General features: G+C 47.3%; 12 protein-coding genes and 1 pseudogene. 5 read left to right on the top strand and 8 right to left on the bottom strand.

What is annotated here, in order from left to right; all coding sequences use genetic code 11:
• Together ABW391_RS23350 and aspA are read right to left on the bottom strand one after the other, a co-directional pair.
• The coding region (locus ABW391_RS23350; protein WP_353484312.1) for a Ca2+-dependent phosphoinositide-specific phospholipase C at positions 1-555 on the bottom strand (555 nt) is incomplete at its 3' end.
• A gap of 103 nt (positions 556-658) precedes the next feature.
• Positions 659-2,086, bottom strand: a complete 1,428-nt coding sequence (gene aspA / locus ABW391_RS23345; RefSeq protein WP_353484311.1) for an aspartate ammonia-lyase — start codon at positions 2,084-2,086, stop codon at positions 659-661.
• Between the two features lie 138 nt (positions 2,087-2,224).
• Between aspA and ABW391_RS23340 the strand changes: the two genes are divergently transcribed.
• Both ABW391_RS23340 and ABW391_RS23335 read left to right on the top strand, forming a co-directional pair.
• Complete coding sequence (locus ABW391_RS23340) at positions 2,225-2,665, top strand: helix-turn-helix transcriptional regulator (protein WP_353484310.1); 441 nt, start codon at positions 2,225-2,227, stop codon at positions 2,663-2,665.
• A 126-nt stretch (positions 2,666-2,791) separates the two neighbouring features.
• On the top strand, positions 2,792-3,337 hold the full coding sequence (locus ABW391_RS23335) for a DUF4199 domain-containing protein (RefSeq protein ID WP_353484309.1): 546 nt from the start codon (positions 2,792-2,794) through the stop codon (positions 3,335-3,337).
• A 9-nt stretch (positions 3,338-3,346) separates the two neighbouring features.
• Here ABW391_RS23335 and ABW391_RS23330 read toward each other — a convergent pair whose 3' ends face one another.
• From ABW391_RS23330 to ABW391_RS23305, 6 genes are all read right to left on the bottom strand, one after another.
• Positions 3,347-4,603: a hypothetical protein gene (locus ABW391_RS23330; RefSeq protein WP_353484308.1), complete on the bottom strand. Its 1,257-nt coding sequence runs from the start codon at positions 4,601-4,603 to the stop codon at positions 3,347-3,349.
• Between the two features lie 64 nt (positions 4,604-4,667).
• Complete coding sequence (locus tag ABW391_RS23325; RefSeq protein WP_353484307.1) at positions 4,668-5,741, bottom strand: arginine-tRNA-protein transferase; 1,074 nt, start codon at positions 5,739-5,741, stop codon at positions 4,668-4,670.
• Between the two features lie 66 nt (positions 5,742-5,807).
• Positions 5,808-7,025 (bottom strand): hypothetical protein, encoded by a 1,218-nt coding sequence (locus tag ABW391_RS23320; protein ID WP_353484306.1) that lies wholly within the window; start codon positions 7,023-7,025, stop codon positions 5,808-5,810.
• Between the two features lie 6 nt (positions 7,026-7,031).
• On the bottom strand, positions 7,032-7,745 hold the full coding sequence (locus ABW391_RS23315) for a hypothetical protein (RefSeq protein ID WP_353484305.1): 714 nt from the start codon (positions 7,743-7,745) through the stop codon (positions 7,032-7,034).
• Between the two features lie 41 nt (positions 7,746-7,786).
• Positions 7,787-8,155, bottom strand: coding sequence for a type II toxin-antitoxin system VapC family toxin (locus ABW391_RS23310; RefSeq protein ID WP_353484304.1), 369 nt, complete (start codon positions 8,153-8,155; stop codon positions 7,787-7,789).
• Position 8,156: 1 nt separating this feature from the next.
• A complete protein-coding gene (locus tag ABW391_RS23305; protein ID WP_353484303.1) occupies positions 8,157-8,417 on the bottom strand; it encodes a hypothetical protein in 261 nt (86 codons plus the stop codon).
• 127 nt (positions 8,418-8,544) lie between these two features.
• Between ABW391_RS23305 and ABW391_RS23300 the strand changes: the two genes are divergently transcribed.
• From ABW391_RS23300 to ABW391_RS23290, 3 genes and pseudogenes are all read left to right on the top strand, one after another.
• Complete coding sequence (locus ABW391_RS23300) at positions 8,545-10,365, top strand: SUMF1/EgtB/PvdO family nonheme iron enzyme (protein WP_353484302.1); 1,821 nt, start codon at positions 8,545-8,547, stop codon at positions 10,363-10,365.
• A 112-nt stretch (positions 10,366-10,477) separates the two neighbouring features.
• Entirely contained in the window at positions 10,478-10,825 is a 348-nt protein-coding gene (avd, locus tag ABW391_RS23295) for a diversity-generating retroelement protein Avd (protein WP_353484301.1), read from the top strand.
• A pseudogene (locus ABW391_RS23290) lies at positions 10,822-11,409 on the top strand (reverse transcriptase domain-containing protein); the annotation flags it as partial. The gene avd and the pseudogene ABW391_RS23290, both read left to right, overlap by 4 nt.

Raw genomic sequence — 11,409 nt, 5'->3', positions numbered from 1 at the left:
AAATACCGCTGCATCGAATTTTTCAGGTACAGTGAAGCCAGGTCGCTTGATTTCATCGTCTTTGGCATTCATGGTGATGAAAATGGGAAAGTGGTTTTTATGGGCATTCGACCAGGTTTTTAATTCTTCGAGGCAGTTTTTAAAGGTTAGGCAGTTGCTGCGGAAATCAATTTCCTGAATGTGCAAAACCTTGAAGCCCGGCTCGTTCATTTCACCTTTGGGATCGTAAGCCAGAGCAGCCGGGTTTTTTCCGGCCCATTCCAGTCCTTTGGGCTGCGCATATTTCTTGCCTTTGGTATCGGCATAAACATCAATTTCCAGGCTCATCAACCCCATGTCGAGTTGTGCAGAAAGGCCAATATGGCTGTAATCAATTTCTTTGACCATATTGGAGTCTACCATTCTCAATCTTTGAAAAAGTGCCGGATCAATCGCTTGCTTGTAGCTATTGTGTGATCCGATCACCTGGATTTGATTGAGGCGCAGCTTGTCAACATTGGAGTGGTAGCTCAGACAAAAAAGACCAATAAAAACGAGGAACAGAGCACTTTTCATAGCGATGACATTTTTGAAATTGCCCAAAAGTAAGGCTTGAACTTAAAGTGCAGGTTAAGTTTTAGCCCGATCAGGTTAAACCCTGAAAATAGGTAAACAAGCGCTAACGATTTGATTTCAACTGAGGCCGAATCATGTTTTCCGGAGACAATACCGTATCCAGTTCCTCTTGACTCATCAGTTTCTTTTCCAACACCAGGTCATAAATGCTCCGGTCGGTTGCCAGCGCTTCTTTCGATAAGGCAGTACAGGTTTCGTAGCCAAGGGCAGGGTTCAAGGCGGTAACGATGCTGATGCTGTTTTTGACCAGATCCCAGCACCGCTTTTCATTCACGGTGATGCCATCGATGCACTTGTTGCGCAGGGTTACCATGCCATTCTTGAGAATGTTGATCGATTCGAACAAACAATGACCGATGATGGGTTCAAAAGCGTTGAGTTCCAGTTGACCACCTTCAACGGCAATATTGACGGTAAGGTCATTGCCCATTACTTTGAAAGCAATTTGGTTCATCACTTCAGGAATCACCGGATTTACTTTGCCAGGCATAGTGGAAGACCCCGGCTGCATCGGAGGTAAATTTATTTCATTGAAGCCCGTCCGGGGGCCGGAAGACAACAAGCGCAAATCGTTGCAAATTTTGGACAACTTGATGGCCAAACGCTTTACTGCCGAAGAAAACATGATGAATGCCCCGGTATCCTGGGTGGCTTCAATCAGGTTTCGGGCGGCTACAATTTTAAATCCTGTTACATCTCGCAAGTATGCAATGGCCAGGCGGGCATATTGAGGCGAGGTATTGATACCCGTTCCAATGGCTGTTCCACCCAGATTTACTTCCAAAAAGAGATTGGTATTGTTTTCCAGGCGTTCGATTTCTTCTTCCAGGGTAGCGGCGTATGCCTCAAAAGTTTGCCCCATCGTAATGGGTACCGCATCCTGTAGCTGGGTGCGCCCCATTTTGATCACGTGCTGGTATTGCACCCCTTTCTTACGGAAACTGTTGACGATCGCTACCAATTCTACCAGCAACTTTGCTTTGCTCTTGATCAGGGCAATTTTGAGTGCGGTTGGGTAAGCATCATTGGTCGATTGCGAGAGGTTGACGTGGTTGTTGGGGTGGCAATGGTCGTATTCTCCTTTTTTGTAGCCCATGATTTCAAGGGCGCGATTGGCAATTACTTCATTGGCGTTCATGTTGGTGGAGGTTCCTGCTCCGCCCTGGATCATGTCTACTTTGAACTGGTCGTGCAATTTGCCCTCCATGATCTCGTCGCAGGCAGCAATGATGCCATTCTTGATTTCGTCAGATAAAAAACCCAAATCATAATTGGCCAGGGCACAAGCTTTTTTGACCTCCACCAAGGCTTCGATAAATTCAGGAAAAAATTGGAGGGTAACCCCGCTGATTTTGAAGTTTTCGAGTGCCCGCTGGGTCTGAATGCCATAATAAGCATCAATGGGCAAGTGTTTTTCACCCAACAGGTCGTGCTCCAGTCGGGTGTTTGGATTGGCATTTGAATTTGCCATAATTGGTTTTATTTGGACTGATTTAAAAATTGCCACAAATTTAGAGATTCTTTTGGGCGGAAGTGTACTTGGTTGCTAATTTTACGAGGACATTAACAGGGGACTTTTTCCTCTTCATAAAGTCTATTCTACGCTGGAATGAAAAGCACCATCTTTTGGTACGGTTTAGCCATGGCCATTTTGCTCGGCATCCTCAAGACAGTGGAGTACCAGTTCTTGCTGCGCGACATCCGGTTAGAAGTTTATGTGGGCATTGTGGCCGTCTTTTTTGTGCTTTTGGGCACTTGGATTGGGTGGAAATTGACCCAGAAACCAGAACCACTGCCTTCAACAATTGTAGAAATTGCTCAAACTAGCGCAGAACCGAAACCGGAACTGGTGGAAAAATACCGGCTCAGCAAGCGAGAATACGAAGTTCTTGCCTTAATCGCGCAGGGCTACTCCAATCAGGAAATTGCCGAAATGCTCTTCGTCTCCCTGAATACCATCAAAACCCATTCCTCCAACGTCTTTCTCAAACTGGATGCCAAGCGCCGCACTCAGGCGGTACAAAAAGCCAAGGAAATTGGACTTTTGTGAAAGACAAGCGCTACTACTTTCGGGTGAAAGTTGAATTTTTCGCCAGAATCATACTTTTGGGTGATGCAAAAATGACCTGAATCCCCGTGTTTTGAGGCATTCAATCACGCAATTAAAATCTTCAACATGCGCAAACATGTCCTTTTTTACGGATTAATCGCAGGCTGTGTCATGGTCTTTTTCTTTATTCTCGAACAACCACTGTTGATCAAGGAAGGTGCAAAGCCCGATATGAAAACCAGCGAATTCTGGGGTTATATTTCCATGCTGGTTTCACTCTCCATGATTTTCTTTGGGGTACGTTCTTACCGCAACAAGTACCTCCACGGAGTGATTACTTTTGGAAAAGCGTTTCAGATTGGCTTGTGGATCTCGCTGATCGCTTCCGTAATTTATGTAGCAGGCTGGATGGTGCTTTACAATACTTCCGAAACCTTGCAGAATTTTCCAGACATGTACCTGGATCACATGCTTGAGGAATTGAAAAAATCAGGAAAAACGGCTGCTGAAATTGCTGAGAAAGAAGCGGCCATGCGCAAAAACATGGAGCTGTACAAGAATCCTTTCATCATGATGGCGGTCACGTTTATGGAGATTTTTCCAGTGGGGTTGGTCATTGATGTGGTCACTGCGCTGTTGTTGCGAAAGAAAGCAACAGCTTCTGTAGCGTAATTACGGGGTTTAATTTTTAATCCAGTTTTCTACTTCAGCTTCACTGACGGCTCTATCCTGATCATCCGTTTCCACCACAATGAAATACCCATGACTGATGCCAAGCCTTTTCATGGTTTGAATCAACTGGAGCTGATCACTGCTTTCCAATTGCCCGTTTTGGGGATTCCAAACCTCACTGGCGGTCAAGCATCCCAAAGAAGGTGTATTGGGATAATACGCTGCACCACTGTAAAATTGTGGATTGATGGTGGTACCGTGGGCAAAAATCTCGGTACGTCCCGCTTTGCCCGCGTAATAAGCCTCCCAGATCGGGAAATAATTTTGCCAGGATGACGGCAGCATCGCGCGGTATGCCGCTTCCTCATTTGCAGCAAAACTCGACTCATGGTTGAAGCGCAGCAACGGTACTTCATAGGGCAAAACCATATTGAGCATTTCATTGGGCCCAATGAATTGGTTATCCGTGGTGGTGATTTCCAAAATGGAAAGAATGCCCTGCGGCGTATTGCCGTTGGTGATGTACCCGGGAAAATTACTGACTGCTCTGGCCAAATGCGGGATGTGAAACAGCTGCCCCGCCGAATCCCGAACCAACTGTCCATTCGGCTGCCGAATCACCGTTTGTCCGGGATAGTCGCGGTTGAGTCGCTGAAAGGAAAAAAACACCCAGGGATTGCCAGGAAAAGGATGCTGAAGCAAATCGTGTAGCGGTGGCCGTTGAGCCAGGCGGGCACTGCGCGATTGCTCCAGGTCTTTTTTCAGGCAGTACACAATCGGATGATCGGCGTATTGCGCCAGGTTTTGCAGCAAGTAAGCATTGGCCTGCTTTTGTAGGGCCTTACCCTGGTGGTTTCTCCGCAAATAATGCACCATCATGGCAAAGAGTTTGGGGTGTTTTTCCTGGGGCAACAATTGCGCTATGGCCTGATCAAACTCGCGTGGATAAAGGGCGTAAATGGTTTCCAGGCTTTGTCGCCGGGCTTCCAGGCTGAGTTGATCGTAATGAACCAACACTTGTTTGAATAAGGCTTCCTCAATGGCTTTATTTTTGACTTGCATCAATTCCATTGCCCACAAAGCTTCCAACCACGCCGCTTCGTTTTGGGCATTGAACGGCAGCGCAATGGTTTGCGTTATTTTTTGCTGCAAGCTGAGTTCCAGCTTACTGCGTTCGGTTTGCAGGGTAGCGGCATATTGCACCGCCTGACTATGACCGAGCATCAGGGATCCAAGGCAGATGATTAAAAGAAACAGAAACTTCATGGCAATGTCTTTGAGACCAATATAGCTAAATCTGAACGATTTGAGATGATTTGGCAAAAGCAGACTATTTGACCTTGCCCCTCACCCGTTCAGCGAGCAAGGCTTCCAACACCACTTCTGGATGCGCATTGCTTTCCAACACTTGCTCCATCAAGATCAGTTGCGTAAAATGCCGCTCTGAGCTGAACATACTGGTGTAAGCATCATTGAAATAAAACAGGGAATAGTCAAAATTAGAGCACAGCAAAAGCTGGAATTGACCATTGCGGGGGTCAAAAACCAGCGCATAATGGCCATCTTCCTCAGCCGTTTCGCCGCCGTAAACCATCAAGGGATAATCAAAAAAAGGCAAAGAAGGATAACCAAACAAATTGGCTTCAAAGAGGGGATAAAAATTGAAAGGCAAATTCATGCGTGCCTTCAAGGCGGCTTGCCGCAAAATCTCCAACTTGACCCGCATGCGGTAAATGGGAACTTCTTCCGCACTGAGGGAAGCATAAGGCAGCCAATCGCCAGAACGCAAATCGAGGTAGTCTACCGGGCCGATCCGCAGTTTGTACTCAAAACGATCGTAACCTGGCACTACATACCCTGGATAAAAATAACTGAAGCCCTGAATCTTACCGTATTCTACCTCCATCAACATCGTGTACAGCCCCAAACTATGTGCTTTGTAATCAGGATCGTAAAAACCCAGGATGCTGGCAATGCTGTCTTCGCCCAGGTCAAAATAACTGACGGCCACCAGTTTGTCGCCATCGTAAGCCGTAAATTCGTAGGTGTTGTACACATTGAAATGATCTCCATCCTGTAGAGAATCCAGAATGGACGGCGCAATCATGCCTGGAAAAGTGACCCGGTACTTCTGGTACAGCGCCTCGCGGGGGAGGTCAATCACCGCCTTGCCAAAATGAAACTGAAACCGTGCATTGTTGCGCTTGATGATCTTGCGCAAACTCTTGCTGAACTGGTGCTGCACCAAATCCAGCCGTACCCAAATGGCAGAGTAAAAATTCTCACCAAAGCACAAAAAATGGGTGGTAAATATCGTTTGCCCCATCCGGTACCAACCATTGGCCAGATAGTCATCCAATTCTTTTCCCTTAATGTGCTCCGGATAGTGTTTAATTGCAAACATAAGACCGCAACATCCGAAAAAAAAGGGAAGGCGCAAAGGAATGGGGTGGGATTAGGACAGGATATCCTAATTTTTTGCTTTGATGAACCAGTTGCGCAGCGGAAACAACACCGCAAACAAGGCACAAAGTGAACTAAAGTAAAAAAGGAAAGCCTGGTTTTGCCGGAAATACTGCAACCAGGTGGGCATTAAATTGCTGCGCTGTCCCAAATAAGCCGTACTCAAATGCCGTGCTTCCCCACGCAGTACAAGGTCAAAGCCGCCATTTTGGGGCTTAATTTCTAGAATGGCACTTTGCAAACCGCCCAGGCTTAATCCACTGCCTTTGGAGAGTTGATGAATGCCTTGATCCACTTGAATGAAACCACTCAACAAGCCAGAAGAGTCTGCTTTTTCTTCGGGATTAATTTCCGCTTTGTAATTGAAATCGATGGAATCGACCTGTAGTTCTGGCAACACCAGAGGCAGCGAATCATGTACACTGAGCCATATTTTGGGGGCGAGACTCGACTGCAAATTTAAGGATTCATCGCCCGTTTCAATTTCGCCCAGGAGGGTATCCAATCCGAGGTCTGGTAAACTCAGCCGAGTACCCAGCAAGTCTAGCTGGATGCGGGTGCTCCCATTGGCCAATTGCAAGATGCACTCTTGCTTGTCTGCTTCCAGTGTAATCGATTGGCCTGCTTCAATGGGCAAAGCGTTCAACTGGATGCGCCCGCCTTGCAAACCAACAAAGGCATCATTGACTGGCCAGGCGGGTAGGGTAGGGATGGCCGCAGCATTTTCTAGTTCAAACCTGCTCAGGAACTGGTCATAGCCTGCACCAATGCTCCAGTCTTGGGCAAGGCGCAAACCAATTTTTTTTACCCGCGCTTTCAACTCAAAGTCGGTTTGTTGTACCCGCAGTTGCCCGATCAAGAGCAACAACAAACTCAATACGGCAATGAGTACAGACCAACGCCAGGGCGATTGCACGATTTCTTCGACCGCATTTTTTTGCTGCTTTTTGAACCATTCGGCCTGAGTAGCGTCTCCCTTGGGAATGTCCAACAATTGGATGAAATCCTGAAAACTGTCGGTTACTTTGGCTAAAGCTACGTCCCGATCTGCGGCGTAGAGCTTGGCCTCATTTTCCAGGAAAGCATTGTATTGCGCTACCAGCAAAACCAGGTCGTTGCCGTGTTGATCATTGGGGGCTTGCAGGCAAATGAGGCGTATTTCAGCGATCAGATTCTCGAATTCATTGCGCGCCAACAGCGCTTGAAGTTGTTGTTGGGTTGTCATGCCGGATTAGAGTTGTACGGGCACTTCCGCGTTCATCCAATCGGTACTGTCGGCTGATTTGGCTTTAACCTCTATGGTGTTTTTGCCTTTCAAGGTATTGGGCAGCCGGATGGTGATGTTGCGCCCTGCGGGGAAGGAATCTCCGGGCAGCGTAACGTAGTCTTTTTGGCCACTTATTCGCCACATCACTTTACTGACGCGGGTCGTACATACCAATTTGATCAAAGCCTGTGGACTCGCCTCGGCAGTAGCGGTTTTGCCTTTGGCTTGGACGGGAATGTAATGCGTATTCAAACGCGCCAGCAGCCCAATGTTGCGGGCATCCTGGGTGCGGGTTTCTTTCAACAACACGTCTTTTACTGGCCAGGAAAATCCCGATTGGGCTGGAAATTGACAATCCAGGCGGTAGTACAAATCGTTGGGGATTCCTTCAGCGCGGAATTGTACTTGCCCAGTGCCAGTGTTACCAATTTTTACTTCAATGACTTCATTGGCGGTAGGATTGAAACGGAATTCACCCAGGGTAATACTCACCAGACGGAGCACATTGGCCGCTACTTTGGCGCGGTAAAAGCCCTCACAGCGGTTGCCCCGGGTGCGATAGGCGATTGTTTCATTGTCGCTGGGGCTGAGGTTGGCGTCGCATTGGGCGGTGGCAAAATTGTTGCACAGTGTGAGGATATAAATCGAAAGGAAAATGATGTACTTTGTGTTTTTCATTGGATAGATTCAGGTTGCTTCCCGTTTTTAGGTGATATACTTCAAATTAATTTCACAGGATAACTCTTTATCGATTCATCTATGCTGCAAAGTAGCAAATCTTCAGCAATTGCTTGTGCCACAATAAGCCGGTCAAATGGGTCGCGATGGTGAAAAGGCAGCTTTTGTAAATGTTGTAGATGAAATACTGAAATAGGAAGCAATTCAATTTCTTTGGGAACCAGTGTGTCAATACTTTGGTGAATGACCAATTTTCCCAGGCTTACTTTAATTGTAATTTCCCATAGACTGACGATACTTAACAATTTTGATACATTCTGATCACTTAGTAACTTTATTTGATCACTGTTTAAACGCTCAGGTTCAACCAAATACCAGAGAAAAATATGGGTGTCTAGCAATATCCTCATGCTACATGTATTCAGCAAAATCTTCTAATGGGGCATCAAAATCGTCGGCAATAAACGAGACGAGGTGTTTTGCGGCACCGGGTGTCCAAGAAATGGCCTCAGCGCTCGCCTCATTTGGAACAGCAACGCCAAAGGCCGTATACGCCAAATTGAGTTTGCGCAGAAATTCTTGATCTTGCAAAAGCGACAATTGGGTTTTTAATTTAATGATTTCAGCTTTTAAGGCTTGGTTTTCAATTTCGTTATTACTCACTGCTGCCATGGAATTTCGATTTGAATTTTAACAACAGCCAAATTTAAACTTTAGTTTCAATACTACCAACCCAGATTTTTTCAATAGCCGATTCCTGAAAAATTCGTTTCTTCATGTCCAAAAAACCACCATCCCCATGCTGCGCCTCGTGATCATTTTGCTATACCTGTGTTGTTCGATCGGCCTGTTGGCCCAAGCCGATCCCGTTGCCGAAGCCATCAAGCCCAATGTAGCCACGATCAGCTCCCGGTTTGCTTCGGGTACCACCGAGCAAGGCTTTGGTTTTGTGGTAGGTGAGCGCAACAACAAACTCTACCTCGCCACCGCCGGGCATGTCGTGCAGGAAGAGGGCGCCGAACCCGGCAAGGAAAATGCCCTCAGCATCCGCCTCCGTTTTTGTGGAGACGATCGGGATTTGGTGGGGCGCATTCTTCATGCCAGCATCCAGCCTTTTGATTTTGCACTACTCGAAATCGACAAACCAGTTGGATTTGTTTGGAAACCGGATTGCCTGGGTACGCGCCCTGGCCCTGGCCTTAGCGTAGCCTACATCGGTAAGGCCAATACCTGCTACATCCCCACTGCTACCACGCGTGGAACGGTCAATCGGGCTGGCCTGGATCGCCTGTTGATCGACATCATCGGGCTCAGTAGAGGCACTTCGGGCGCACCCGTGATTGGCCCCCAGGGGATCATCGGCATGATTACCAACGCCGATCAGGCCAGTGCCGATGCCCTCAGCCTGGATCGCCTGCGCAATGAAATAACCCGCGACGAAGAATTCCCCCAGCGGTTTGGCTTACAAGCTGGGGTATTCTCCACTAGGCCCGTAATCACCGATCCTGCACCTAGCTCCAGTACCACTGCTCTTGACTTACAAGCCTGGCGCAATGCCAAGACCAAAGCTACCCGCCAAGCTTACCAGGATTATCTCAGCAAATATCCGCAAGGGCAATTTGTAGCCGAAGCGAGAGAGGCCATTCAGCTCATCGATGACCAGGAAGCCGAAAAACGCCGCCGCGCCGCCGAGGAAAAACAAGACCAAGAAGCCTGGGACCTCGCCAGCGAAAAAAACAAACTGGAAAACTACCAGACATACCTGAGCCAGTACCCCCAGGGCAAATACGCCAGCGAAGCCCGCAAACGCCGCGATGCCCTGCTGCCCAGCCCGGATATTGCCGCCAATAACCTGGTCAAAATAGACGGAGGCAGTTTTACGATGGGCTGTGTACCCAGCCGGGACGGCGATTGCGGTAGTGATGAGACCCCCAGCCATACTGTATCAATCACTGGGTTTTACCTTAGTAAATACGAAGTGACCTACAGCCAATTCAAAACTTTTGTGGAGGCAAGCAAGTACCAGACCGATGCCGAAAAAAAGGGCTACAGCTACGTCTGGACAGGAAAATGGGAGGAAAAGAAAGGAGTAACCTGGAAATGCGATGTGGCCGGAAACCTGCGCAGCAGCAGCGAATTGCAGCATCCGGTCATCCATGTGAGCCACAACGACGCAGTGGCCTACTGCCAGTGGCTGAGTAAGCAAACAGGAAAAACTTATCGACTGCCCAGTGAAGCAGAATGGGAATATGCAGCACGGGGTGGAAAACAAAGCAAAGGTTTTAAGTACTCAGGCAGCAACCAAATCGGGGATGTGGCCTGGTATTCGAGTAACGCTAATGGTACAACCCATGAAGTGGGGAAGCTAAATGCAAACGAACTGGGCTTGTACGACCTCAGTGGCAATGTATGGGAATGGTGCGCCGATTGGTACGATGAGGCTTACTACAAAAACAGTCCTTCTACGAATCCCCAAGGGCCAGACTCAGGGACCTATTCCGTGTTGCGCGGCGGTTCGTGGTACAACAATGACTCCGACAGTCGCGTTGCTTCCCGCAACAGCAACGTTCCCGATAATACCAGCAGCGTTATCGGGTTTCGGGTAGCCAGAAATCTTTAAACTTGGTCACTGTTACCCTTTTACCCTTGGTATGGTCAACGTTTGGTTTCAATTCAATTAAGGAGGCTCGAAGCCTCCTTAATTGAAAAAGTGAACTTTGAATTGTGATAAAATGGCAGAAAAAGAAAACATCATCACCAAAGTGTATGACTTATTGTTGTACCTGATCCCACAATTGGCAAAATTTCCGCGATCGCAGAAATTTTTGTTGGGAGATCGAATCCAAATACAGCTCATGGACATTCAGGATGCATTAATTGACGCCTATTATACTTCTGCCAGAGAAAAAAGACCTAAGCTACTTAGAATCAACGTACAATTGGAGCAACTGCGCTATTTGATCAGGATGTGTAAAGACCTGCAATTGCTGGATATCCGGCGCTATGAATACATTCAGGAGCGGGTCAACGAAATCGGAAAAGAACTGGGAGGCTGGCTAAAAAATCTTGCTGCCCAATGAAAACGCACAAAAATCTGTTCTCAAAAATAGCCACGTTTGAGAATCTGTTGATTGCTGCCAAAAAAGCGCAGCGCGGGAAACGTTTCGAGCCAGAAGTTAGCGCTTTTAATTTTCAATTGGAAGCCAATTTATTCCAATTGCGGGACGAATTGCTCAGCGAGACGTATCAACCTGGGCCTTATACCGAGTTTAAAATCCTTGAACCAAAGCCACGAACCATCAGTGCTGCACCCTATCGGGATAGAGTAGTGCACCATGCACTTTGTAACCTGGTCGGGCCAATTCTTGAAAATTCAATGATCGAGGATACTTATGCCAATCGAAAAGAAAAAGGTACTCATCGGGCAATCATCAAGTACCAGCAGTTGAGTTGCCAATACAAATATGTGCTCAAATGTGACATTAAAAAGTTTTTCCCATCCATTGATCACGAAAAGTTAAAGGAGCTGCTGCGCCGAAAAATTGCCTGTAAAGCGACGCTGAGGTTGATTGACAAAATCATCAACAACAGCAATCCTCAGGAGGAACATTTGGCTTATTTTCCCCAAGATGATTTGTTTAGCCCTTATCAGCGGCGACGAGGG

Origin of the sequence: Haliscomenobacter sp., from assembly GCF_040403615.1 — a bacterium.
Taxonomy (GTDB): Bacteria; Bacteroidota; Bacteroidia; order Chitinophagales; family Saprospiraceae; genus Haliscomenobacter.
Note: the sequence above shows the minus strand (reverse complement) of the source record. Positions and strands in the feature narration are given on the sequence as shown.

Excerpts from the sequence above, each read along its gene's own strand:
- ABW391_RS23320 (WP_353484306.1), bottom strand. The coding sequence starts at position 7,025 with ATGACAACCCAACAACAACTTCAAGCGCTGTTGGCGCGCAATGAATTC.
- ABW391_RS23315 (WP_353484305.1), bottom strand. The coding sequence starts at position 7,745 with ATGAAAAACACAAAGTACATCATTTTCCTTTCGATTTATATCCTCACA.
- ABW391_RS23310 (WP_353484304.1), bottom strand. The coding sequence starts at position 8,155 with ATGAGGATATTGCTAGACACCCATATTTTTCTCTGGTATTTGGTTGAA.
- ABW391_RS23335 (WP_353484309.1), top strand. The coding sequence starts at position 2,792 with ATGCGCAAACATGTCCTTTTTTACGGATTAATCGCAGGCTGTGTCATG.
- ABW391_RS23325 (WP_353484307.1), bottom strand. The coding sequence starts at position 5,741 with ATGTTTGCAATTAAACACTATCCGGAGCACATTAAGGGAAAAGAATTG.
- aspA (WP_353484311.1), bottom strand. The coding sequence starts at position 2,086 with ATGGCAAATTCAAATGCCAATCCAAACACCCGACTGGAGCACGACCTG.
- ABW391_RS23305 (WP_353484303.1), bottom strand. The coding sequence starts at position 8,417 with ATGGCAGCAGTGAGTAATAACGAAATTGAAAACCAAGCCTTAAAAGCT.
- ABW391_RS23330 (WP_353484308.1), bottom strand. The coding sequence starts at position 4,603 with ATGAAGTTTCTGTTTCTTTTAATCATCTGCCTTGGATCCCTGATGCTC.
- ABW391_RS23300 (WP_353484302.1), top strand. The coding sequence starts at position 8,545 with ATGCTGCGCCTCGTGATCATTTTGCTATACCTGTGTTGTTCGATCGGC.
- avd (WP_353484301.1), top strand. The coding sequence starts at position 10,478 with ATGGCAGAAAAAGAAAACATCATCACCAAAGTGTATGACTTATTGTTG.
- ABW391_RS23340 (WP_353484310.1), top strand. The coding sequence starts at position 2,225 with ATGAAAAGCACCATCTTTTGGTACGGTTTAGCCATGGCCATTTTGCTC.